The sequence below is a fragment of the Cognaticolwellia beringensis genome (assembly GCF_002076895.1).
Classification (GTDB): Bacteria; Pseudomonadota; Gammaproteobacteria; order Enterobacterales; family Alteromonadaceae; genus Cognaticolwellia; species Cognaticolwellia beringensis.
Map to the genome: position 1 here is coordinate 3630714 of NZ_CP020465.1, position 24858 is coordinate 3655571.

General features: G+C 38.7%; 18 protein-coding genes. 11 read left to right on the forward strand and 7 right to left on the reverse strand.

The genetic code is table 11. From position 1 onward, the window contains the following. Positions 1 to 25: 25 nt before the first annotated feature. Positions 26 to 1984 carry a fructose-1,6-bisphosphatase gene (locus B5D82_RS15270; RefSeq protein WP_216628996.1) on the forward strand — a complete coding sequence of 653 codons (1959 nt, stop codon included), beginning with the start codon at positions 26 to 28 and terminating at the stop codon, positions 1982 to 1984. Between the two features lie 262 nt (positions 1985 to 2246). Beyond that, on the forward strand, positions 2247 to 3944 hold the full coding sequence (locus tag B5D82_RS15275) for a sensor domain-containing diguanylate cyclase (RefSeq protein WP_157673909.1): 1698 nt from the start codon (positions 2247 to 2249) through the stop codon (positions 3942 to 3944). A gap of 89 nt (positions 3945 to 4033) precedes the next feature. On the opposite strand, the gene B5D82_RS19920 is transcribed toward B5D82_RS15275, so the two are convergent. The 3 genes from B5D82_RS19920 to B5D82_RS15285 all read right to left on the reverse strand — a co-directional run bounded on the left by B5D82_RS19920 (position 4034) and on the right by B5D82_RS15285 (position 6799). Then, positions 4034 to 4174 (reverse strand): hypothetical protein, encoded by a 141-nt coding sequence (locus B5D82_RS19920; RefSeq protein ID WP_157673910.1) that lies wholly within the window; start codon positions 4172 to 4174, stop codon positions 4034 to 4036. 846 nt (positions 4175 to 5020) lie between these two features. Beyond that, positions 5021 to 5533 (reverse strand): YgjV family protein, encoded by a 513-nt coding sequence (locus tag B5D82_RS15280; protein ID WP_081152733.1) that lies wholly within the window; start codon positions 5531 to 5533, stop codon positions 5021 to 5023. 84 nt (positions 5534 to 5617) lie between these two features. Beyond that, entirely contained in the window at positions 5618 to 6799 is a 1182-nt protein-coding gene (locus B5D82_RS15285) for a multidrug effflux MFS transporter (RefSeq protein WP_081152734.1), read from the reverse strand. 253 nt (positions 6800 to 7052) lie between these two features. Between B5D82_RS15285 and B5D82_RS15290 the strand changes: the two genes are divergently transcribed. Together B5D82_RS15290 and B5D82_RS15295 are read left to right on the forward strand one after the other, a co-directional pair. After that, entirely contained in the window at positions 7053 to 7625 is a 573-nt protein-coding gene (locus B5D82_RS15290) for a tRNA-(ms[2]io[6]A)-hydroxylase (protein ID WP_081152736.1), read from the forward strand. A 101-nt stretch (positions 7626 to 7726) separates the two neighbouring features. Continuing rightward, the gene (locus B5D82_RS15295) at positions 7727 to 8995 is read left to right on the forward strand and encodes a hypothetical protein (RefSeq protein WP_081152737.1); all 1269 of its coding nucleotides are present in this window, start codon (positions 7727 to 7729) and stop codon (positions 8993 to 8995) included. A gap of 30 nt (positions 8996 to 9025) precedes the next feature. Here the strand turns inward: B5D82_RS15295 and B5D82_RS15300 are convergent, their stop codons facing one another. Further along, complete coding sequence (locus tag B5D82_RS15300) at positions 9026 to 10102, reverse strand: M14 family metallopeptidase (protein ID WP_081152739.1); 1077 nt, start codon at positions 10100 to 10102, stop codon at positions 9026 to 9028. 381 nt (positions 10103 to 10483) lie between these two features. Between B5D82_RS15300 and B5D82_RS15305 the strand changes: the two genes are divergently transcribed. The 3 genes from B5D82_RS15305 (at position 10484) to B5D82_RS15315 (ending at position 14790) form a co-directional block, all read left to right on the forward strand. Continuing rightward, positions 10484 to 11413 (forward strand): AAA family ATPase, encoded by a 930-nt coding sequence (locus B5D82_RS15305; protein WP_081152740.1) that lies wholly within the window; start codon positions 10484 to 10486, stop codon positions 11411 to 11413. Between the two features lie 124 nt (positions 11414 to 11537). Then, on the forward strand, positions 11538 to 12611 hold the full coding sequence (locus B5D82_RS15310; RefSeq protein ID WP_157673911.1) for a DUF58 domain-containing protein: 1074 nt from the start codon (positions 11538 to 11540) through the stop codon (positions 12609 to 12611). A gap of 7 nt (positions 12612 to 12618) precedes the next feature. Beyond that, positions 12619 to 14790, forward strand: coding sequence for a transglutaminase TgpA family protein (locus B5D82_RS15315; protein ID WP_081152743.1), 2172 nt, complete (start codon positions 12619 to 12621; stop codon positions 14788 to 14790). A gap of 16 nt (positions 14791 to 14806) precedes the next feature. Here B5D82_RS15315 and B5D82_RS15320 read toward each other — a convergent pair whose 3' ends face one another. The 3 genes from B5D82_RS15320 to B5D82_RS15330 are packed head-to-tail and all read right to left on the reverse strand — an operon-like array spanning position 14807 to position 17985. After that, the gene (locus B5D82_RS15320) at positions 14807 to 16504 is read right to left on the reverse strand and encodes a GldG family protein (protein WP_081152745.1); all 1698 of its coding nucleotides are present in this window, start codon (positions 16502 to 16504) and stop codon (positions 14807 to 14809) included. After that, positions 16505 to 17218 (reverse strand): ABC transporter permease, encoded by a 714-nt coding sequence (locus B5D82_RS15325; RefSeq protein WP_245807485.1) that lies wholly within the window; start codon positions 17216 to 17218, stop codon positions 16505 to 16507. It abuts the gene before it with no gap. Next, positions 17215 to 17985, reverse strand: coding sequence for an ABC transporter ATP-binding protein (locus B5D82_RS15330; RefSeq protein ID WP_245807486.1), 771 nt, complete (start codon positions 17983 to 17985; stop codon positions 17215 to 17217). The genes B5D82_RS15325 and B5D82_RS15330 overlap by 4 nt, the downstream gene beginning before the upstream one ends. 458 nt (positions 17986 to 18443) lie before the next feature. On the opposite strand from B5D82_RS15330, the gene B5D82_RS15335 reads away from it, so the two are divergent. From B5D82_RS15335 to B5D82_RS15350, 4 genes are all read left to right on the forward strand, one after another. Continuing rightward, positions 18444 to 19349: a LysR substrate-binding domain-containing protein gene (locus B5D82_RS15335; RefSeq protein WP_081152748.1), complete on the forward strand. Its 906-nt coding sequence runs from the start codon at positions 18444 to 18446 to the stop codon at positions 19347 to 19349. 208 nt (positions 19350 to 19557) lie between these two features. Next, positions 19558 to 20694, forward strand: coding sequence for an NAD/NADP octopine/nopaline dehydrogenase family protein (locus tag B5D82_RS15340; RefSeq protein ID WP_081152749.1), 1137 nt, complete (start codon positions 19558 to 19560; stop codon positions 20692 to 20694). A gap of 37 nt (positions 20695 to 20731) precedes the next feature. After that, positions 20732 to 22141: a YfcC family protein gene (locus tag B5D82_RS15345; protein WP_081152751.1), complete on the forward strand. Its 1410-nt coding sequence runs from the start codon at positions 20732 to 20734 to the stop codon at positions 22139 to 22141. Between the two features lie 177 nt (positions 22142 to 22318). Beyond that, positions 22319 to 24787 (forward strand): TonB-dependent receptor, encoded by a 2469-nt coding sequence (locus B5D82_RS15350; protein WP_081154540.1) that lies wholly within the window; start codon positions 22319 to 22321, stop codon positions 24785 to 24787. Positions 24788 to 24858: the final 71 nt, after the last annotated feature.

Consider the following 24858-nt stretch of genomic DNA (forward strand, 5'->3'; position numbering starts at 1 on the left):
TTAATAAGCAAAGCGAGATATTATTTTGAAAGCGAATGATGAAACTGAGTTGAGTTTACTGGCAGGAGTGTATCCCTCAATTGCAGCGGTTACTAGTGCAATAAAAGAGCTTGAAGACGAACTAAACTTGCCAAAGGGAACAGAACATTTTGTTTCAGACTTGCACGGTGAATATGAATCGTTCTGCCATGTCATTAAAAATGGCTCAGGTTCTATTTCGCAGGCAATTGACGAAACGTTTACCCAACAGTTGAGTGCAGCAGAAAAGCACCAATTGACGGCATTGATTTGTTATCCAGAAGAAGTATTCTCACACAAGGGAGACGGTGTTAACCTAGAAGCATTATGTTCAGTACAGTCACTTGTGCGTTTAGTTATAATTTGCCGGTTTTTTACTAAATTTAATGCGCGTTCGACAGTTAAAGAACTCATGCCAGCTAACTTTTCTCGGCCGTTAGCAACGCTTTTGTTCGATTTTCAGACTGGATCGGAGTTGTCATCACCTTGTCTTAATATCCTCGACAACCTAGTTGCATCTGGCAGTGTTAAAGAGTTTATCGTCGCTATAGCTGAATTAATTCAAAAGTTAGCTATTTCAAAGCTGCATGTTATTGGTGATATTTATGACAGGGGGCCTGGCGCTCACCAGATCATGGATATGCTGATGAAATACCATAGCGTTGATGTGCAGTGGGGTAATCATGACATATTATGGATGGGCGCTGCCGCGGGTAGTGAAGCATGTATTGCCACGGCGATACGTATCGCGCTGCGTTATACCGACCTTGATACACTACAAAGTGGTTATGGTATTAACTTGCTACCGCTTGCAGCCCTTGCTGTCGAGCTTTATGGCGACGATCCTTGTGAACAATTTCAGCCTAAAGTTCCCGCAGAGCAAATTCTGCCGAATCACGACCGCCGTTTGTTAGCGCAAATGCAGAAAGCGATCGCGATAATACAGCTGAAACTTGAAGGTCAAATTGTACAAAGGCGACCGCAATATCAAATGAACGATCGCTTGTTACTCGACAAGATAGATCTTGCCGCTGGTACGGTGAGTATTGACCAAGTTTCCTACCCATTAATCGATCAGCATTTCCCCACTATTTCTGCCGATTCGCCTTATACGCTTAGCGAAGATGAGCAGAGTGTTATAGAACAATTGAAACTGGCCTTTACGGCAAGTAAAAGCCTCCAGCAACATGTGCGTTTTCTTTATAGTCATGGCGCCATGTACCATGTGAGCAATGGACACTTGTTATATCACGGATGTGTAGCGATGAATGATGATGGTTCATTTAAAGCATTTAAAGTCGCAGGCAAAGAGTTCGCAGGCAAAGCATTTGTCGACAGGGTAGATGCGCTGGCACGACAAGGCTACTTTTCACCCGTCGGTTCAGAAGAGAAAGCCTATGGTGAAGATGCAATGTGGTATTTGTGGTGTGGCGAGCAATCGCCTTTGTTTGGTAAACAAAGAATGGCGACGTTTGAGCGTTATTTTATTGCTGACACAGCGACACATGCAGAAGGCCGCAATGCTTACTACGTGTTGCGTAACGAAGCGCAATCAGCAAGAAAAATATTACAGGAATTTGGGATTGCCCCAGATACGGGTCGTATTGTTAACGGGCATGTACCGGTTAAGGTGAAAAAAGGCGAAAGCCCAATCAAGGCTGATGGAAAGCTGCTAGTCATTGATGGCGGCTTTGCCAAGGCTTATCGCGGCGAAACAGGTATTGCAGGTTATACCTTGGTTGCCAACGCTGATTCATTATCACTTGTAGCGCATCCGCCTTTTGAGTCTGTTAAAGCCTATATAGAGCAAGGTCCACAAATGGAACCTGATGTTGAGTGTGTCGAAACCATGAGCCCAGCACTGCAAGTAAAAGATTGTGAAGAGGCACTGCAGATTAACGAGGGCATAGTTTCACTGAAGAGTTTGCTAAGTGCACATCAAATGGGACAGCTTAAACAGCAATAGCCAATTACGCGTGTTAGCGTGTATATTTTATTGGGCAGGGGGAAACCTTGCTCAGTCTACTCTTATCAATTAATGCTTCTGAAATCGGCTCGCTGAAAGGTTGTTAATTCAATTCAATTTTTACAACAAATTTATATAAGTAATTTGCATATAATGTCGTTAGACAAAAGCGCTGAAACGGACTAATCTGATAATTATAAAATTATTTATATGAGTATTTATTATTCGTTTAATATTGTTTTTTTTATTATTTTATAGTCTTTTGGCTACTAGCAAACCTCTTGAATTATCGACTATTTCTGATGAATTACTCATTAATGAACAGTTAAATATTTTACAGGACCCTAGTGCTAATTTGTCGTTTGAGCATGCGTTAGACCAATATAATACTGGTAAATTTACTAAAAACGCCAATGGGAAAGCCAGCTTTGGCTTTACTCATGATGTTATTTGGGCGTCAGTGCTAATAAATAACTCCTCCGTTAAAAGTATTAAGAAAGTGCTTTATCTTGACTCCGCTTGGTTAGACAGTGCCGACTTTTATTTTATTCGCCAAAATGAAGTGGTGGAGAAAGCTTTTATTGGCGATACGATACCGTTTAGTGCTAGAAAAAATCCAACCCGCATGTTGTCCCAGCAATATACTTTTAAAACAGGTACTACCCAGGTGCTTATGCGGTTTGAATCGAAAGACCCTTTACTGATCCCACTCTTTCTATCGTCAGAAGAAGTAATACAAAGTAATTTGATTGCATCAAGCTACTTTTATGGTTTTTTATATGGCGCATTTTTTATTTTATTGGTTTATAACATCGCACTTTCTATAAGTTTAAAAAATAGCAGTTATATATATTACTCTTTGTACTTATTGTCATTTTTAAGTTTTAATATTGCTTATACTGGGCATGGTTTTAAGTTTATTTGGCCAAGCAGTGTTTTAGTTCAGCAATGGGCAATGATATTTTTTTTGTATTGCTACTTTATTTTTGGTATTGCCTTTTGCTTTGAATTTCTTAAATTAAAGCTGTTTTTACCTAAAATCTATAACGTAAAAAAATGGATATATGCAGGGTTAATTGCTTTAGCGGGAACTCTATTTCTCAGTGGTGAACAATTGCTTATCACTAAAGTGGCCATAATACTTACGTCGTTTTTAGTGATTATTTTTTTATCCCTAGGCTTTTTAGCATTAAAAAATGGTCACGAAATGGTGAAATTTTTTATTCCTGCTGCTTTTATGGGGGCCGGTGGAGCCGCAATTTCTGCTGTAACCACTTGGGGCTATATTCCTTATAACACCCTTTTATTTCATAGTATTGAAGTAGGCATGTTAATTGAAATGTCTATTTTAGCGTTAGCATTGGCATTTAATTTAAAAGAAATGGACAACGCTCGCATTATTGCTGAAGTGAATGCCCAAGTAGATTACTTAACTCAGTTATATAATCGCCGCGCTTTTACCGACGTAACTATGCCTCAATGGCATTTAGGTATTAGAGAAAAGAAAAACTCTTCGCTCATACTTTTAGATATAGACTTCTTTAAAAAAATAAACGATGACTATGGTCATGCGGCAGGTGACGAAGTACTTAAAGGTATTGCTTTTACGTTAAAACAAAAAATAAGAAAAAGTGATGTTTTAGCGCGTTGGGGCGGGGAAGAGTTTATAATTTTTTTACCTAGTACGAATAAAGCTGCAGCGATTAAGCTTGCAAATGTTATGCGTAAAAAGATCGAAAAAATGCTTATTTTACATGATGGAAACTCACTGAAAATTACAGCAAGTTTTGGGGTGGCTGAATCAAATGAGCGCAGCAATAAACTTGAAGATTTGATCAAACTTGCTGATATTGCGTTGTATAAAGCAAAAAATAGTGGTCGAAATAGGGTTTGTGATATTCAAGAAACAACTGAAGTAAAAGCTGGGCAAGAGGAAAATAACATACACTCACTGCGTTAATACCCACGCTTAAATTTTGTTATCATATTCGTAATGCCTCTTAAATATATCGCATAGCCTATTAAAAAATAAGGTTTAATTCCTGTTTTTTAAATTCTCATCTGCATTTCAGCAAATTCTTGAGATTCAATTAATGCATCAGCTAAAGTTTTATCGCCTACTAAATCCCCTAACGCAGAAAATTCAAAAATATCAATACATTGTAGGCTCTTGTAAGGACTTTTCTTCATAGCGGTATCTTTAACGTTCGCACTGATATTCGTATTAAAACAAAGTCACTAATAGGTGCTTCATTGCTATAATTTGTGTTTTGATAGGGAGAATAACGAGTACCTGGAAGAATAGAAGTCCAACTATTAAATTTAGTAACTTCGTAGGGAGCTGCTGCAAAACCTACCTTATCAGAAACAGTAAATATTTTGGGGTATACAAAGTACCCGTTGCAACGGTTGCATCAACCCAAGTTACACATTTACCTTGAGTAAAAGATAATTAACTTTATGAACAACACCTTATCAACGTGTGCATGCAACGGTAATAGTTAGGTACTGATGGTGCTAGCTATCGAATTTTGCGTTGTATTGTGTCGAATTTCGATCAAGTGCCTTGTGTAAAAGCCTAGGCTTGGAAAACAATTTCAGTCGCCATTTGAACCGCATACATAGATATCATCGTGCTGAACGCGATAGCAAGCAAGCTTTCAAATACCATTAATTGAATTGAGTGATAGATCTTTTGCAAGTGAGGATAAATATCTCAGCTCACATGCTTACTTTACCAATCAAAACATACGCACCAACATCTTTGTAGGCGAGTCGGTTGATTGAAACTTATGTGTATCAAAGCCAGTAGCATTACAGGAACATAGGGTCCTGAACAACTCGTTATTAAAATAAAGACATTATATTTGGCCACTTTTCCTGAGTATAAAGTAAAACACTTAGATTAATAAAATTGATAAGGTTTTGACAGGGGATTTTTATACTAAGTTGAACCGTGAATTGACCAGATAAGTACTATGTTTCGTGAGGGAAGTCATGAGAAGCAATGCATGTAACTTAATTAGTCGTTGGTTTTTATATTGCCTGCTCAGCAGGCTTCTTTGCAATATAATAACGATAATAACCAATACAGCTACTGCCAACAAAAACAGTTTCTACAATTACCCCAATAGGTGAGCCTAGAATAAGGTTGTGAATAAACCATAATAAACCGCCTGATATCATCATTAAGCGTAAAAACTTATCATTATGACTAAAGGAACCTGTGGTGATCAAAATGGTTGCCATAAAGCCAATAATACTCAGCAGTCCATTATATGTCGATACTGTGATCAGTAAACTCAGGCACAGTGAAACTACCGAAATCCATTGGAATTTCCATTTTATAGATATTAAAAAACGAATACTAGAAAATAAAAATATATAGCCAGCGGTTGGTTGGTCAAGCAATAAGTAGTGATAACCATTAAACAAGCAGCTAACTGATAGCGCCGCTAAAATATAGTTTTTGTTTTTAAACTGCATAGCGCAGCACTCAATAATAAGTGTCACAGTGACGAGCAATTGCGAAAGTAGAAAGTCAGGCATAATTTTCGGTCAATGATAGTCGGTTAGTAAAAGGGAGGGGACTAAAGCCAATCAATTGTAGATTAATTTGATTGGCTTATCAGCTTAGTAGTTCTCTAGCAGAATATGTTTTTTTACTTGCGGTAATTTCCATATTGCATATACGGGAATGATAAGCAGCATTAATAGAGTTAATTGCTCGGCTTCGTTTAGGGGTAATAATTGTAATAAGTAAACAATAACCGCTGAACCGCTCATTTGCATAAAGCCTAAAAGTGCTGAAGCTGAACCTGCTTTTTCGCCAAAAGGTGCGAGTGCTTGTCCTGCACATGCGCCCATAAGGAACGAAAAACCTAGTGAACTGATCATTATCGGTATCATAAAAGCGCTAGGTGTTTGCCAAGGCAATAAAGCTAACATTAACAAACCGGCGATAATGAGTAAAACCATGCCAAAGCCTATTGTTATTCTGGCACCAAACTTTATTAAAACCTTAGGAGCGAGAAAACAAGCAACAATGTTAATCGCTGCATTGAAACTAAACCAATAAACAAAACTTTCTTGATTTAACCCTAAGCGTACCATTAACCAAGCTGGTGAACTGCTGACATAAGCAATAATAATTGCCATGGATAACATTACAAGTAAGGCATTAAACATAAATACCGGGTGTTTTAATACTGGCATAAAATTCGCCATAGAAATAAGGTTTTTATGTCTTTGTGTTTGTGCTGGTCTGGTTTCTTTAAGAGTGAAAAACAAAATTAAACCGGCAAAAACAGCGTAGCCTGCCATAAATTCAAAGTTACTACGCCAACCAAAATGCTCTGTTAATACATTACCTAGTAAGGGGGCTAGAGCCGGAATACAACATATGGCGCTATTTAAATAAGAGTACATCACGCCACTTTCAATCGCGTTATATTTATCTCGTACACTGGCAAAAGCTGAAACGACTATCGCACACGCACCAAAACCTTGCATTAAACGACTGACAAGAAAAAACGCTAAGCTGTCCGAATAAGCTGAGATGATAGAAGCCAAGCCGTAGATGAGTATGCCGCCCATCGCTACAGGTCTACGACCATAGCGATCAGCAAGTGGCCCACTGATAAGCTGACCAAAACCCAAACTTAAAATAAATATTGTTATGCTCCACTGAATTTCATTCATAGGAACGACGAATTCCGCTGCCATCACTGGCAAAGCAGGCAAAAAAATGTCTATAGCTAATGGGCTAAAAATAACCATTAAAATCAGAAGTGGTAATCGTTGTTTATTTGTCATTTAAGTCTCAATTATGATGACTGCGCATTATAAGATATTGGCGTGATGAGCAGAAGATAAATATCGCCAATTTAGTGACTTTTAGTTAATGCTTAATGATTAAAAATATGTATAAGAAAACTAACATTGATTTAATACCGAGGTAGCACCGTTAATAATAGTTAACTGATTACAGTATTTTCTTGTCGCATATTTTTAGCCGTGTAAAATAGCGCCATTATTTATTTCTTTTGTAATTAGTCAAATTTTATCTATGTTCGAATTAAAATATAAAACTCCAAAAAACTGGGCCGATGTTGTGCTTAATGACTTCGATGCATTTTTAACTGATCATGCTGCGGCAGAAAAAAAAGCTTCAGGTATGGCCATGTCAATGATCTCTCATTATCCAGACCGTAAATCAGTTGTGAAAGCGATGGCCGATTTAGCCATTGAAGAGCTTATCCACTTTAAGCAGGTGCTAAAGTTAATTTATGCCCGCGGTGGTCAATTAGGTGCTGATGAAAAAGATCCTTACATTAATCAAATTAGAAAAGTATTTCGTAATGGCAGCGATGTGTTTTTCATGGATCGATTAATAGTAGCTGGTGTTATTGAAGCTCGCGGACATGAACGATTTTCTTTAATTGCAGAAGCGCTGCCTGAAGGCAAAGATAAAGACTTTTATCAAGCCATCGCTAAGTCAGAAGAGAAGCATAAAAACCTATTTATTGAGTTAGCCTATGAGTATTTTGCCAAAAAAGATGTTGATCAACGTTTAACTGAAGTTTTAGACATTGAAGCAGATATTTGTGCGGCGCTGCCATTTCGTGCGGCTTTGCATTAATTGTCTTAAGCGATTGTGATAGCCAGTTACTTGATACTTGTCTTAAAGTAGTGTTGAGGTTGCCGGTTTTTAGTGAATTAAACTCTAGGTATTAAGCAATAATGACTAACGATAGCATTGCGCTAAATCGCCATAAAACATCAATTAAATACCTAGCTCATTATGCTGAGCCAGAAGTGTTATCGCTAGCGACATTCCCAGAACAAAGCCGCTATCGTCATGTCATTGTTATTCCTGCCTTTCAAGAGTCTGCGTTATTTATCGAGCGCTTTATTGACTCAAAGCTTGCTGAACAGCAGTGTTTAGTTATTGTGGTAATTAATCAACCCGATAATGACTTTGGCTTTGAGCATCAGCAAGATCAAATTGAATTAGCGCAGGAAGTTGTTAAACAGGGACAACAAGTTTGGCAGCAAGACAACTTACGCTTAATTGAGCTAAACCATGCTAGTCGAAATAAAAATGCTAATTCGGCCATCCTAATCGTTAATCGCTACACACAACCTATTCCAGCAGAGCAAGGAGTAGGCTTAGCAAGAAAAATTGGGGCAGACTTAGCGGTTAAACTCTTTATTACAGGGAATGTTTTATCCTCTTGGGTACATTCAACAGACGCTGACGCATACCTTCCAGACAACTATTTAACCGCTCATGCCGGCGATAGCACAAACCTTAAAAAAGCCGTTGCGACTTGTTGCAATTTTTATCACCACAGTAACCAGCAGGCAATTCATCAAGCAAATTTACGCTATGAAAACGCCTTACGCTATTATGTTGCAGGTTTGAAATACGCACAATCGCCTTATGCCTATTTTACTATTGGCAGTATTTTATCGTTTGATATGCTGGCCTATTGTCAGGCACGAGGTTTTCCGAAACGTAATGCAGGGGAAGACTTTTACCTATTAAATAAGCTCGCTAAACTTGGCGAAGTCGCTTACTTGGCGGATGTCACGATTAAACTTGATGCTCGACCTTCTCAGCGGGTACCTTTTGGCACTGGGCCGGCCGTGCAAAATATTATGCAACTGACTGAGCAAGGCCAGGATTATCTTTATTATCGACCCGCAATTTTCATGGCATTAAAAGCCTGTTTACAGGCATTTAATGGCTTATGGAAATATCGACAACAACCAGAACTTTGGTTCGAAAAGCTAACTAAAAACACTCAGCAGGCATTAACAAGCATTGGCTTATTGACGTTTATTGCCAAACAAAACATGGCGACACAAGCCCAATTTGATAAGCAGTTAATCGTATGGTTTGACAGCTTTAAAACCTTGAAATTTATTCACGCGCTACGCGATTTAGGTTTGGGGAATATACCACTTGAACAAGCGCTAGCTGATGCCCCATTTGCTATCAGCTAGCGGCGTCATATCTAATTTAAAAGCTAACGATTACAGATAATTGTTCACGTTGTTGACGACATAAAACAGACAATCTGAGCGAGCAATATTACTTTGATTTGACGCCATGAACATTTTTAAGTTGGTCGCACAGACTAATTTATTATCCACCATTTTAAAGTACTTTTCGATAACGTTAACCCCTTGATCGTTTAGCATCTCAAGATTTTCTAAACCGTGATCATCGAGCCAGCCTAAGAGCAGTCCATTACAGCAGCCGCCGTAATTAAATTGTTCAATATTTTTTCTTAAGGTTACGCCACTGTAGTTTTCATCATGTTCGCTAAATGAAAGTTTTCGCGCTGGCTTAATGACTAAACGCAAAGGTTTATATAGTATTTTCACGGCTTTATCTTGTGGTAAAGCACAATGACCATCGCATTGAGCAAACTGTTTAATGCCATTATAAGCGACATCGTGTGCTTGGACATCGCGACTACCACCGCATTCGATCGTGACCACAGGACAAGAAAAATTTAGCTCCATCAGTGCGCCGAGATGAATATCAGATAAGATCAAGGTATCACAAAAATAAGAGGTGATAGACAACACGTTAGGGGTAATTAGCGTACTGACAGCAAAAGCAGGGCCATTACCGGATGTGTTGTGTAAATCAATAATGGCATTCGGGTTAACCTCACTAATCGCACTTGCAATTAAATTAGCGCGTTGGATATAGCCATCAATATGTTTATTTTTCGCATATTCACCACTTCGGATACATTTATCGTTAAAGCAGCGATTTAAATCGATACCCCCTGGTAGATAGCGGTGACGAAATAAATGTTGATAAGTAGCAGCTTCAACCGACGAAATAATGATACGAATGTTAGTTTTAGGTCGAGGTAATGCGTTTTCCGTGGTGAGCCATCGATGTATAGCAATAAGACCTGACGGTTCATCTCCGTGCAATAATGTCGAAATAACGCGCCATTCATTGAAATTATCGCCACTGATGTCTATAACGGTAAGACCAATTAGCGATAACAGAAACTGCTGATAATCGGCATGTAACGTGCGACTACATGGATCAACTAAATAGGTTATTTCGCTAAAATCTATATCCATAACATACCTCAATACGCGATTACCCTCGCGCGTGTTGTTTGAATCAGTTGCTGCATATGAACAAGTTAAACTCGAAGGTCAAAGAGCAACTGGGCTACAATAACGAGACATCGATAGCCAATGGCGACTTATTTACTGTTTCGATGTACTCATTTCGCTAGCATGGCATAAAATCTGAAGGGTGTTCGTTGACTAAGGTCAAACAAAAAGCTTTTTTCAAGATCAATTCCTGTCTAATAAGTCGTTTTCTTGATTTCAACGATTTTTTAAGCTATTCCTGCTTGCTATATAACGTGATGATAATGTCCTAGTTATTTATTTTGCTTGGTATTCGTTAAAGAATTAATTATGCTGATGTTTCAACTATGAGGAGCGACAAATATGCAAACCGTGGTAGCTAATATTTTGGCTCAAATAGAATCAGTGGTCATTGGCAAGCCTCATCAAGTTAAATTAGCCTTGGCGTGTTTGTTAGCTAAAGGGCATATTTTAATTGAAGACTTACCCGGCATGGGCAAAACAACCTTAGCCAACACTTTGGCGTTAACCTTAGGTTTATCCTATCAACGCATTCAATTTACCTCAGATTTAATGCCTGCCGATGTTATTGGTATTGCTATTTTTGATGAAATGACCAAATCATTTCAACTGCATCCAGGCGCTATTTTTAATCAAGTGGTTTTAGCTGATGAAGTAAACCGTGCTAGCCCCAAAACCCAAAGTGCTTTGCTTGAAGCTATGGAAGAAGGGCGGGTGAGCGTCGACGGTGTTACTCATCAATTACCTGAGCCCTTTTTTGTTATTGCTACGCAAAACCCGATGTCACATGCGGGAACTTATCCGTTACCTGAATCACAATTAGACCGTTTTATGATGCGACTTTCACTTGGGTTTCCGAGTATAGATGCTGAACGTAAAATTCTACAGTCGACAGCGTCACATCGTGATGTTACTGAAATAAAAGCTTTTTTACAGGTTGAGCAATTACGAGAAATACAACAACATATTTCTACTGTTAGGGTTTCGCCGGCGATTATTGATTATGTTATTGCGCTATGTAGAGTTAGCCGTCAAAGTGAGTCACAAGCTAAAGCATTATCGCCGCGTGCAGGAAAATCATTACTAGCGGCTGCTAAATCATGGGCTTTTATGGAAAGTCGTGATTATGTTATACCCGAAGATATTCAAGCGGTATTCTCTCCTGTTTGTGAGCATAGATTAGCACCACAACAGCACCATATTTTTGATCAGGCAGATGAGATTTCACAGCAAATATTATCGAAAGTTGACCCGACCAATCCACTAGTTTAGCGGTGACTTTATACCTCTAACTTACGCTATAGCATTAAGTCATTGTTAACTGAGTTATTAACTGAGTTGTTAAAGTTCAAGTAAGCTAATACAGTCACTATAATCGAATGAAGAGGAGTATTAATTGTTAAGCAAGCGAAAAAACTCCATGTTTTCATCGATAAAGTCAGGGTTTAAAAGCTTACTGAATAAGCGTTTTAATGCCTGGCTAACACGTCGCATTCCACAACACAGCCAACAAGTGATTAATCATCGCAATATTTTTATCATACCAACGCGCTTTGGTGTTGGTTTGATGATGTTTATGTTGCTGCTATTTTTACTGGGCACTAATTATCAGAATAATGTCATTATCTTGATTAGCTACTTACTGGTAAGTTTTTTTATCGTTGTTTTACACCACAGTTTTTTTAACCTTTCTGGTTTACGGTTTCAAGCAACCAGTTCATTACAAGGCTTTGTTGATTCACCGCTGTATTTTCCGCTTGTTGTCACCAGTAAAAAAGTACGCTTCAATATACGCTTTTCTTTTGATCAAACTCCGGCAAAGCTTGAACAAGAGATTGATAATAAAGTAGGCGAAAATAACACGCTCAAAAATGAATTTGACCATGTAACACTTACAGAATTATCCGTAGGTGAAAACAACATTCGCATACCCTATTTTGTATGCAAACGCGGTGAATACTCATTAGGTAGGGTGTTAATTATTAGCGAATTTGGTTTTGGCTTATTTAGAACATGGACAAGATTAGATTTTGCTCAGCAAGTGACGGCTTATCCTAAACCTGTTGAAAATACTTGGACGGATAAGCAACAAAGTGTTGCAGGCGAAGAGGCGGAAAATAATGTTGAAAGTTATCAAGACAGTTTTCAACCGGGCCAAGATGAATTTCATCAATTACAACACTATCAATTGGGTGAGCCGCTGAGTCGTGTTGCATGGAAACAAGTCGCTCGCGGGCAAGGTTGGTTTACAAAACAATATCAACAAGCCTTATCAGGCAAACTAGAATTAGACTTTGAACACTTGCCCTCAGGCACATTGGAGCAGCGTTTAAGTTGGCTAAGTTATGCCATTAAAGACTGCAATGATAAACAGATTGCCTTTTCGCTGAAACTGCCTAATCAAGTGGTCGAATATGACCATAGTTCACAACATACTTTAAAATGCTTAACCGCATTGGCACGTTATTGAGCGCATAATGACCAAAATAACTCAACCAAGGATTAAAGAGAATATTCAGCCTAGTAAAAAAAAGCAGGCTAACAAAAATGATGATTTAAAGCTTAATAGCAAAATGTATTTTAGTTTATTAGCTTTTCAGTTGCTGAACCTTTTAACCTTGGTTTTGCAGTTTAATTTAATCTATTTGTTATTTGCCATTTCTGTATTAGTGCTACAGTTTATTGTACATTTTAAAATGTTTCGTAAAACCACTTCAATAAAACATCAGCCTGCGAACTTCTATGTAGCCCCCAAAATATTACCCTCTTGGTTAATTTTATTGTTGGCTATATCAGGTAGCGTCGGTATTGCGGTTGCAGGGCAAACACTTGGGCTTTTACTGAGTATGATCCATTTATTATGCTTTGCTTATAGTTTGAAAATGTTTGAGATACCCAGTCGTAAAGATTTATATCAATTGGTGGTATTAGGCATTTTTGTTGCTACCTCTTCATTGATTTTTATTCAGTCTATCTACTTTTCATTAGCCGTTATAATTTTAGTTTTAGGCAATTTTTTAATTTTAATTAATTTATTTGCCCCAACAATCGCGTTGTCTGCACAAGCTAAGTTATTAGCAAAACTCAGTTTATATTCAATACCGTTAGCGGTGATTTTATTTGTAGGCTTTCCCAAGTTAAGTCCATTTTGGCAGGTGCCCAATGTTGAGTCGGCTAAAGTTGGGCTTTCGGACAGCGTGAAAATTGGCGATATTGCTCAGTTAGCCTTGTCGGATGAATTGGCATTTAGGGTGAGTTTTCAAAACAGTAATCCCGAACATGCGCAGCTATATTGGCGCGCGATGGTTTTAGATGATTTCGATGGTGTGACTTGGCGACAAAGTATACGAGAAAAAGGCCAACAGAATAATCAGAGTTATGGTTCAGCAACCCTAGCGCATGCGAAAAGTACAGCAGGTATTGAGATAAGTGGCATAGGCTTAAGTTATCAAGTCATTGCTGAGCCTAGTTTTCAGTCTTGGTTGTTTGCACTTGATTTCGCTACCAGTGAGCAAGGCAATATTGGCCAGCGGAATGACTTTTCGCTGTTTTATCGCGGTATTATTAGTCAAACATTGAGTTATCAAGTCACTAGTTTTCCTAAGGCCATACTCGCGCCAACATTAACCGATGAAACACGCGCGATGAATCTGGTTTTAGCAACCGACAATAATCCTAAATTGTTAGCTAAAGGCCAGAAATTACGCAAGAAATATCGTAATGATAGCCAATTAATTAATCATGTATTAACTGATTTTAATCAAGAAAATTACTTTTACACCTTGCAACCACCACGCTTGAATAACAATAGTTTAGATGAGTTTTATTTCGACACACGGGCGGGTTTTTGTGAGCATTATGCCAGCACATTTACCTATTTGATGCGCGCTGCGGGCATTCCTGCTCGCATGGTGGTGGGGTATTTAGGTGGTGAGTTCAATCCTAATGGTAATTATTTAAGTGTGTATCAGCGCAATGCTCATGCTTGGTCCGAGGTATGGCTTCCTGGTAGAGGTTGGCAGCGAGTTGATCCCACCGCAGCGGTTGATCCTGAGCGTGTTGAGAGCGGTTTTTCGAGAAATTTAATACAGGAATATGACAATTTATCTTCTGGATTTTTTTCGATGCAACCGTTACGTGCAATGTGGTGGTATAAGCAACTTAAAATGCAAATTGACGCGATTGACTATCAATGGACACGATGGGTAATTGGTTACACCGGCCAAAAGCAGTCGCGTGTTATGGCCGAGCTGTTAGCAAGTTTAAAACAAGGTAAAAACCTTGTTTATTCTTTACTAATATTAATCGGTATCGCCTTGCTCGTTTATGTGTATAAATTAATGAAAGTGAAGGTAAAGCCTGATGATAAAATTAAAACACTTTATTTAAAAACCCTGACATTATTAGCACAGCATAAGCTCGTTAAAGTCAGGTCGATGACAGCGCAACAGTTTGCTGACTTTGTCGATACAACAAGACCTGAATTGTCTAAAAACTTTGCGATAATATCAAATGGTTTTACACAATTAGCCTATCAAAATTTTGATGAAATAAGTAAACAAGAACGCCATATTCAGTTAATTAAATTGCAAAGCAGTTTTCGGCATTTACGCATGCAGTTATGGTTAGCCAAGTTTGGTATTAGGTAATAGTCACAGTGGTAAATCAACGCTGTTTTGACTTTAACCAAACCACAATTCCGATAATAAAAAAGAAAAATATGGTGAAGAATAATATCACCACAACCTGGCGTTTTTGTTGGCTGGTTAAGTCTAAACGTTCAACCTTTATCGCTTTTGTACGCACAAAAGCCTGATAGTCTAGTTCGGCTAACCAATTGACAATATTTAGTCCCATTTGGGCATTACTGTATTGATTAATATATACATTGGTTAAGAAGTCAGCGTCGGTAAATACAATGATACGAGTGTCTGAACGAGGTGTGTTCGTTTTGTAGGGAAGGGGATTTGGCACAGTATTCTCAGCTTTGTGCTCTTCAAGCACAACATAAGAAATTGGCACTGGGCCCGGGGTATCTATGCCTTGGTCATATTGAATGGCTAAATTTCTGTTGGTTTCTGCCCAACTTTTTTCTTTTGATGCGGTAGACGCTATGACCGCTAACTTAATGCTTGGGCGTCGCTCCGCTAACATTTCAATGGAGCGTGGTCTAACATAAAAGGTATAATCTAAACCTTCGGTAATGGCTTTATGTTGTTGATAGTTTTTGGTGGCGGGACTGCCAACATCGTCGCCAACATGGTTAGTTAAGTCAACCACAATATCTGACTTAACGTTAAGCCCCCAGTGATTAATAATACTATTTAATGACGGGTTTTCTGCTAACTGCTCTGCCGTTAGGGGCTTATCAGGCGTGGTAACTGTGGTATGTTCAATTAGAAATAGCGCATCGCCACCTGTTGTTAAATAATCAACAATTAACTTATCTTCTTGTACGGTAAGCTCGGTACGCGCACCAGCAATAATCAGCACATCACAATCAGCAGGGATCGACTGGGTAATACCTAACATCAATGTTTTGCTTTCTATGTTGTTATCGGCCAATAATTGTTTAAAGGTTGATAAGCCGACATGGTCAGTATTTGTTATTGAATATTCGCCATGGCCAACAAGAAAGTAAACTTGCCTTGGTGGACTACTCGCACGGGCAATGGCATTAGTGAGTTTTTCTTCCGTTAGTGCGTCATCGCTAAAGTCTACGTCTTTACGGCCATTACTTGATTGCACAATAACCTTGCGCTCACGGCCACTAACCACATTACCAAACTTAGCAGCGAATGAAATATTATCTATTGGGTCTATTATTTGTGTGCTAATAAGCCCTGCAGATAACCTTTCATATTCATTAAATAAATCTTGTAAATATTTTGGCGGTAACCCGACATATAGTGCGGTTAATTCGACTTCTTCTTTAAGTGTGCTAATAAATTCTATGGTGTTTTTTGTTAAGGTATGTTGCTCATCTTTTGTAACATCCCATCGAGTCGTTATGCTATTGGCCGCATAATGGCTAATCGCAAGAAACGCTAAACTCGCCATTATCATAGAGAAAATACGTAAGGGTTTTTTCCATTGTTGGGCGATGGAAAGTCCACTAATAGCACTTTGGTTATTTTTTCCTAGCGTAGTCGTATCATTAAGCTTGTTGTTTAATATCAGCAAGACTATAAAAACGATGGCACCACCAAGTGTCAGACAACTGGCTAGGTTGAAGGACAGTAAGGAAAATTGTGCATCGATATAAAATAGCGACAAACCTAATATAAAGCTAAAAAGCGTTATACCGATTAACGCGGGCAATAGTTTTTTCAGTTGTAAAATATGATTGTTTTTAATGGTCATTTATTGCCACAACTTATGGTTGATGCTTAAAGTGGTTAATACCAAGCAAAGTACAATACCGGCTAAATAATAGATAACATCGCTGGCTGTGATAACACCAACTGCAAAGTTTTCAAGATGTGTACGAGTGCTTAATTGCATCAGAAAGCTTTCTGCAAATCCTGTAAAATACTTTGTAAAGCTTACTGAAAAGTAAAGTGAAAATAGAATAACGTAAGAGGTCATAGCGGCAATTATTTGATTACGCGTCCATGACGAGGTCAGTAAACCTATAGCGATAAAAAAGGCACCTTCTAACCAAATACCAATATAACCTGATAAAATACTATAAGGGTCCGGCTCACCATAATATTCAACAATAAAATAGTAAACACTGGTTACAGCAATTAATAACGAGTAAAAAATTAGCATACTGAAATATTTGCCTAAAACGATCATGCTCGGTGTCAAAGGCGCCGTAAGTAAAAACTCCATGGTGCCATTAGCCTTTTCTTCAGAAAATAACTTCATGGTTAATAAGGGGATAATGAAGATAAACATAAACTCCATGACTTGGAAAATATCGCGTAACGACACTTCTCTATTTTGCTCTATCAGCATAAAAAAAAGCACATTAAACAATGACAGGCATGCGATGAGGATGATGTAAGCGACAGGACTACTAAAATAGCCATGCAGCTCTTTTTTGGTCAGTGCAATAATTTTATTCATCATAAATTACTTAAATGTTGCGTCAACGTTGGCGCTGGGTGGTGGTTAATAAATACTTGCTCTAAGGTCATAGGGGAGGCTTTATTATCATGGGGCACTTTACCTTTGAGTAGGGTATCCAAGGGTTCATCTATAATAAGCTGACCAGATTTTATCATTAAAATGCGTCGCGCTATTTTTTCAATTTCAGGCAAGGTATGTGTGCTGAGCAATACTGTTCGTTGCTCGCGTTGTTGGTTAATTAACGCTAACACTTGTTGAACTTGCATGGGATCAAGACCACTGGTTGGTTCATCTAAAATAAGTAATTTAGGTTCGTGAATGATCGCTTGTGCAATACCCACTCTTTGTTTGTAGCCTTTAGATAACGTTGAAATGATTTTGTGTTTCACGTGCGCTAATTGGCATTCTTCTAATGTTTTTGCTATTTGATGCTTTTGATTTTTCGATGAAACGCCTTTTATTTCAGCGGCAAACTTTACATACTGCAACACCGTCATGTTGTTATACAAAGGCGGTGTTTCGGGTAGATAACCAATTTTCTGTCTAATGGCTAACGAGTGTTTAGTAATATCATCGCCATCAATGAAAACTCTGCCAGAAGATGGCGCCAGAAAAGCCGTAATAATGCGCATTAACGTCGATTTACCCGCGCCATTTTTCCCTAAAAAACCTACAATATCACCTTGGTTAATCTCAAAGCTGACATTATCGACAGCTTGTAATGCACCAAAGCTTTTACTGATATACTCAACCGTTAGAATACTCACGCTATAGCCTTTTATTGTTTGGGGATAATGCTTACTTGAAGGTTACTGTTAGCCACAGGTTTATTGTCTATTCCAAGCTAGCATTTATGGCTGTACTTATACAATTTGATACCGCTTCAATATTGCTCGTTGGCTTTAATCACAAGCAAGCTAGCTGTAATCAACAACTGATCCGGCAGTGTATCATGAACTAAGCGTTTTAGTGTTTTATAATCAATATGTTATTTTAATTGTTTAATTAATAGTTTAAAACAAAAATTGGCATGAGTGGCTTAACCCGCTAGCGTCTTTTAAAACATAATTAGGTTGGCGTTATCCGTTAAGAATAAGTATTCTATTGGCCACTTTATCGGCAAACTTTAAAGCGCTTTTTATATCGGTTTCTTCAACACTTTCATGCTCGCAAGTTATTAAAGTCGATCATTATTTCAATCCGTATTAATTTACAGTGAGGCAAAATGCAATTTCAACAATTAAACGCATTTAAGGCGGTTTATGAATTAGGTACGGTGACGGCAGCCGCAGATTTTATTCATATCACGCAACCGGCTGTTAGTCGCTTAATCGTCAGTTTAGAAAGAAATGTTGGTTTCCAACTGTTTCAACGTGTTAAAGGCCGGCTATTGCCAACAGATAAAGGTCAGGCATTTTATTTAGAGGTTTCTAAGGCGTATTCCGCGATAGAGTCATTGTCTGATTGTGCACAAGATATCAAAAATAGTCATCATGGTAGTTTGCATATTGCTGCCTTTCCGATGCTTTCGGCAAACTTTTTACCGAAAATTTTGGCTAAGTTTCTCAAGGAACATCTGGATATATCCACATCACTTAAAACCTATCGTTCAGAAGAAGTACAACGTCGTACCGCATTACAATCTTGTGATATCGGTTTTGCCTTGTTACCAGAAGTCACAGAGGGCGTTACCCGTATTGCTATTGAATGTAATTGTGTCTGTATACTTCCTCCGAATAGTCCATTAGCGCATTTATCGGTTATTACTCCTGAATTGTTGGCGGAACAGTCATTAATTAGTTGTGAAAAAGATGATACTCAGCAGTTAGTTGATAGCGCTTTTAGGAAGAAAAAAGTCAAACAAAAAGAAGTGGTTGAAGTCTCTCTAGCCAGTGCGATTGCCACGCTCGTTGGTGAAGGTATAGGGGCGTCTATTGTTGATCCTTTCTCCGCACAATATGCTGTCGACGTGCATCCCGGTGTAACAATTAAACCATTTAAACCTAATATACCTTTCCGATTTTTTATTTTATTGCCGTCATTGCGCACACGTTCTGAGGTGGTAGATAACTTTATAAGCTTGTTTTTCTTGCAAGCAGAACAAGCTGGGATCGTTCTCACTCGGTCTTAAATATAACAGCTGAACATTCTTTTGTGTTTTTTGTTATTAAATGTAAATCATTAACTCTTTGTTTATTAGTTTTATTTTTTAATTTTCACTTCTTGTCTATAACATTTGAACATAGCTAGGTTTCATAATGGCATTAGACAAGAACGTACTTGCCCAATAAAGTCTAAATCAAGTTTCTAGATTGATTTAACAAAAGTAGGCTTCAAACGTGGTTGAAAATCAAAGTAATAATAACGGGCAAGCTCGGGTTTCTGTTTTTGGTGCTGGTAATGCCGGGCTAACAGCAGCTTTTCATTTTACTCAGCATGGCGCTCAAGTTGCACTTTATGGCTCGAAAGGCTTCGATGAACAAATTCATGCTATTTCTGTCGAAGGCGGCATTAAATCATTAAATGAGTACGGTAGCACGACACTAGACTATAGCGGTTTTGAGCATATCGACCTTGTTACTACTGATGTGCAAGAAGCTGTTGAATATTCAGATGTGCTAGTGTTGCCTGTACCATCGTTTGCACAAGGGCCATTGTTTAGAGAACTCTTACCCTTCTTAACTTCGGGGCAAACCATCGTGCTTATGCCAGGTAATTATGGCTCTTTAGCATTAACGAAAATAAAAAATAGTGAAGGTTATGCGTCATTGGATATTACCTTTGTCGACGCTATTTCAATTCCATGGGCAACCCGTATTACCGGTAATGCTGAAATAGCTATTTTCGGTATGAAAGCATTTCTACCTGTTGCGGCGTTACCAGCGTCTCGCACTGCTGAGTGTATAAAAAAATTACAAGCCATTTTTCCCCTACAATTAACGCCGTTAGAAAATGTTATTGCTGCTGGCATGGAAAACATCAATTTTGGCGGTCACCCGTTGATGACTTTGCTCAATATCGGCTTACTTGAAAATTTTCCGGGCAAATTTAACTACTACACAGATTGTTGTTCAACCGCAACGGCGAATGCGTGTGAAATTTTAGATCAAGAGCGCTTAGCCGTTGGCCGTGCGCTAAAATTGAATCTAAAGTCAGAGTTAGAAGCCATGAATGAACTTTATGGTATGTCGGCGACCAGTGTTTATGAACTTAATAAAACCTCTACAACCCATAGTAGTGTAAACTCTGCGCCCGATTCATCGCGTAGTCGTTATATCACTGAAGATGCCCCTTATTTACTAGTGCCTTGTGCTGAATTTGCCAAACTGTTGAATGTAGAGGTACCTATTGTTAACTCTGTGTTGCACTTAACCAGTGCATTGAATAGTGATAATTACTTTGAAAGTGGTCGAACGCTTGAAAAAATGGGCCTGAGCAATATGTCAGCGTCTGAAGTCATCGCTCAAATAAGCTAAATAATCTTAATGAATAATGAACTAGGTACTTACTAACATGCTGAAATTTAAACTACCTTCTGTATATACAATATTGTTTTTATTGATAGTGTTAATTGCAGCGCTCACTTGGGTAGTACCTGCTGGCCAATATGATATGGCCAACAATGAATTATTAGGTAAATTAGTGCCTGTTTCTGGCTCATACCATCAAGTTGAGAGTAGCCCGCAAGGGATAAAAGCCGTTTTATTAGCGCCGATAAAAGGCTTCTATGACCCAAGTACAAATCAGGCAAGAGCGATAGATGTTGCGTTGTTTGTGTTAATCATTGGCGGCTTCTTTGGCGTCGTTAATCAAACCAAAAGTATTGATAGTGCCATTGGTCAAATTACCGTAAAACTGCAAGGTCGAGAAATCTGGCTGATCCCAACATTGATGGGCTTGTTTGCCTTAGGGGGCACGCTCATTGGTATGGCGGAAGAAACTTTACCTTTTTATACCTTAGTTATTCCAGTAATGATCGCGGCTGGTTATGACAGTATTACCGGTGTTGCTGTGGTAATGATTGGGGCTGGTATTGGCGCCTTGGGGTCAACGATAAACCCTTTTGCGACTATTATTGCCTCTAATGCCGCAGAAGTTAGCTTTACTGATGGCTTAGCGTTAAGAATTGTCATCTTAATTCTCGCATGGCTACTTTGTGTTGTTTATGTAATGAAGTACGCAAAAAAAGTTAAAAACAACCCAGAACTATCTTTGGTAGCTGACCAGAAAGTAGCGGACGAAAAGTATTTTCTGCATACCTCAACCGCCAGCCAAGACAAGTCTTTATCTCTTCAGCAAAAGCTGGTGTTAACCATTTTATTGTTAACCTTTGTCGCCATGGTAATTGGCGTTTCTTATTATGATTGGTGGATGGCGGAAATTTCAGCGCTCTTTATTGCTGCAACCCTAGTCGTAGGTGTAGTAGCGAGAATGAAAGAACAATTATTGACCTCAAGTTTTGTTGAAGGTGCGAAAGAGCTACTAGGTGTTGCCTTCATTATTACGCTAGCCCGTGGCTTAGTGGTGGTGATGGATGAAGGGAATATTACTCATACTTTTTTATATTATGCTGAAAGCTTTCTAAGTGACCTTTCACCGATTGTTTTTATTAATACCATTTATTGGGTTGAGTCGTTTCTATCATTATTAATCCCTTCATCATCAGGGCTAGCGGTATTGTCAATGCCGGTTTTGGCGCCACTTGCTGATTTCTCAAATGTGCCGCGCGAATTGGTTGTTACAGCCTATCAAGCCGCATCAGGTTTACCCAATTTAGTTACTCCAACTTCTGCCATTGTGATGGGCGGGCTGGCGATGGGCCGTGTTTCATATAGCACTTGGCTGAGATTTATTTTGCCTTTATTGGCGATGATAGTTTTGCTGGTAATGGCCATGCTAAGTGTTGGTGTTATTTTGAGCTAGACGTTCAAGGAATAAACTAAATATTGTGAAAAATAACACAATTTAATTTTTTTCTTACTAAATGAAAATATTTAACAACACATTAACGAAAAAATCTGTATAACACTAAAAAAAAATTGGCTAACAGCCAGATAAAAAACACTGAGGAGAGACCCCATGAATGTAAATAACTCGCAGATATTTAAAAAATCTGCCCTATGTTTGGCTCTTAGCTCTGCACTGGCTATACCAACTTATAGTTACGCAGCAGAAGCTGATAAAAAGACAGCTGTAGAAGGCATTGAGCGTATTCAAGTTACCGCATCGCGCCGTGCATCAACCGTGCAAGAAGCACCGTTAAACATTACCGCACTCGACGGTGATGTTATGAAAGATCAAAATATTACCCAGTTGTCTGACGTTGCACGTTGGGTACCGGGTTTAAGTGTTGCTGACCAAGGTGGTCGTGAAGGTTCACCTATTATTGTTCGCGGTTTAAATACTAACTCAGCAGGCCCAGCCTCTGACGGCGGCACAGTAGCGACTTACATTGGCGAAATTCCATTGGTTGTGGATATGAAGCTAATAGATGTTGAGCGCGTTGAAATATTAATTGGCCCACAAGGGACTTTGTATGGTGCAGGTACACTCGGTGGTGCTATTCGTTACTTACCGAACAAGCCGGTATTAGACGAAACATCAGGTTCGCTTTACGGTGATATTTTCTCGTTATCAGAAAGTGATGATAACGGCGCTGAAGCTGGCTTTGTTTTTAACACGCCATTAATCGATGATGAATTAGCCGTACGCTTTGCTTTTAATTATTTAAATGAACCGGGTTATGTTGATTATAATTATGTTGTGCGTGAAGGTGGAGTTTCATTGCCTGATCCAGATTGGACTGACGCTGATGCTGTAAGCACTAATCTAAAACAGATCAAAGACGCGAATGACGAGCAAACTACCACAGCTAAAGCGATGATTCGCTGGCAGCCAAATGACACTTTTGATGCGACGTTATCTTACTTCTACCAAAAGCAAAATGTTGGTGGTCGCTCTATCGTACATGGCAACAGCTTAAGTGCGACTAATCCATTATCTAACGTGATAGGCGATTATGAGTCAGCTTACCGTTACGATGAGCCGAGAGAAAAAGAAGATTCATTACTCAGCTTAGAATTAACGGTAGATTTAGGTTTCGCTGAATTAACCTCTGCAACGGGTTATTCAGAGTTTGAAGCAGATGGCCAACGTGACCAAACTGATTTATTAATCCGTTTAGATTACAGCTATGAAGAGTTTCCAGGTTTTTCAACATTTACTCGTGAAGTTGATGACGCAGAAAACTTCACCCAAGAAATACGTTTAGTTTCTACGGCTGATTCACCATTAACGTGGATTGTCGGTGGTTACTATAATAAGTTTGAAAAAACTGAAGACAGTCGTGAGTACACGCCTGGTTTTGCTCAATATGCGGTTGATAATTGGGGCGCAAATCAAAACCGTCCAGACGCACTAGAGTATATTTCGATAGTAAACGAAGAAGTTACCGAATCAGCCATTTTTGGTGAAATAACTTACAGCGTAACCGATAAGTTAACGGTAATGGCCGGTGCTCGTTTTTATGACTATGAAGTTAATTCATCTTCTGCCATTGATTTACCTTTGTATTACACTTTATTTGAAGACTATGCTGCAGATGAAGTTAACCTAGACTTTAAAAGCACACCAACGGCAGCTGATGACGGTAGTTTATTTAAGTTAAATGCTAGCTATCAATTTAGTGATGACGTAATGGCATACGCCACCATTAGTGAAGGTTTCAGAGTGGGTGGCGCTAACGGTGTTGCTGCTTGTCCAGATGATATAGCCGAGTCAGACATACAAAATGTTTGTGCATTAGCTGATGAAGCACTTTATGAAGCTGACACGACGACTAACTATGAATTAGGCTTTAAAAGTACTTGGTTTAGTAATAAATTCCATTTTAATGCTGCCTTGTTTAGAGTTGAATGGGACAATGCTCAAGTTGCAGGAGCTACTTTTTACGGTCAACAAATCATTACCAGTAATGCAGCAACGGCCGAATCTAGAGGTGTGGAAATATCAACCCGAGCCATGTTGTCAGACAGCTTGATAGCCTATGCAACCTATGCTTATACCAATGCAGAACTTACTAAAGATGCACCTTTTTTGTTTAAAGTATTAAACCAAGGTGAAATTGACGCCGGTGTTGAGCAAGATTATTACGACGGTAAAGATGGTGATCGCTTACCTGGTACGCCGGAGCACCAGTTCTCATTTGGCGCTACTTATTCAACTGAAGTATTTGATGATACGCTATTAGATATAAACTATGGTTTAACTTATCAAAGTGACGTGTACTCTAAAGTAGGTTTACGTGCTGATGGCGAAGCATTACCTGGCTATGCGTTAAGCAATATTTCGGCAAGATTCTCGAAAGATGAATGGTCGGTAACTTTATACGCTGATAACATGTTTGACAAATATGCGTTTAGTTCAGTGCGTAGAGACAAAGGTGATATTGGTTTAGCTAAGTATTCAGAAATGAACTCTAACGATGCCAGTTTACAGCGTAACTATGGTCATTACTTGATCACACCACGTACAGTTGGCGTGCGCTTTGAGTATATGTTTGACTTGTAAAGATTAAACGACTTACATCAGGTATTATTCTAATAAAGTGGGGTAATACCTTTTTTTTATTCAAAAAGTGT

Excerpts from the sequence above, each read along its gene's own strand:
- B5D82_RS15300 (WP_081152739.1), bottom strand. The coding sequence starts at position 10,102 with ATGGATATAGATTTTAGCGAAATAACCTATTTAGTTGATCCATGTAGT.
- B5D82_RS15325 (WP_245807485.1), bottom strand. The coding sequence starts at position 17,218 with ATGATGAATAAAATTATTGCACTGACCAAAAAAGAGCTGCATGGCTAT.
- B5D82_RS15280 (WP_081152733.1), bottom strand. The coding sequence starts at position 5,533 with ATGCCTGACTTTCTACTTTCGCAATTGCTCGTCACTGTGACACTTATT.
- B5D82_RS15295 (WP_081152737.1), top strand. The coding sequence starts at position 7,727 with ATGACTAACGATAGCATTGCGCTAAATCGCCATAAAACATCAATTAAA.
- B5D82_RS15285 (WP_081152734.1), bottom strand. The coding sequence starts at position 6,799 with ATGACAAATAAACAACGATTACCACTTCTGATTTTAATGGTTATTTTT.
- B5D82_RS15320 (WP_081152745.1), bottom strand. The coding sequence starts at position 16,504 with ATGACCATTAAAAACAATCATATTTTACAACTGAAAAAACTATTGCCC.
- B5D82_RS15315 (WP_081152743.1), top strand. The coding sequence starts at position 12,619 with ATGACCAAAATAACTCAACCAAGGATTAAAGAGAATATTCAGCCTAGT.
- B5D82_RS15345 (WP_081152751.1), top strand. The coding sequence starts at position 20,732 with ATGCTGAAATTTAAACTACCTTCTGTATATACAATATTGTTTTTATTG.
- B5D82_RS15305 (WP_081152740.1), top strand. The coding sequence starts at position 10,484 with ATGCAAACCGTGGTAGCTAATATTTTGGCTCAAATAGAATCAGTGGTC.
- B5D82_RS15290 (WP_081152736.1), top strand. The coding sequence starts at position 7,053 with ATGTTCGAATTAAAATATAAAACTCCAAAAAACTGGGCCGATGTTGTG.
- B5D82_RS15335 (WP_081152748.1), top strand. The coding sequence starts at position 18,444 with ATGCAATTTCAACAATTAAACGCATTTAAGGCGGTTTATGAATTAGGT.
- B5D82_RS19920 (WP_157673910.1), bottom strand. The coding sequence starts at position 4,174 with ATGAAGAAAAGTCCTTACAAGAGCCTACAATGTATTGATATTTTTGAA.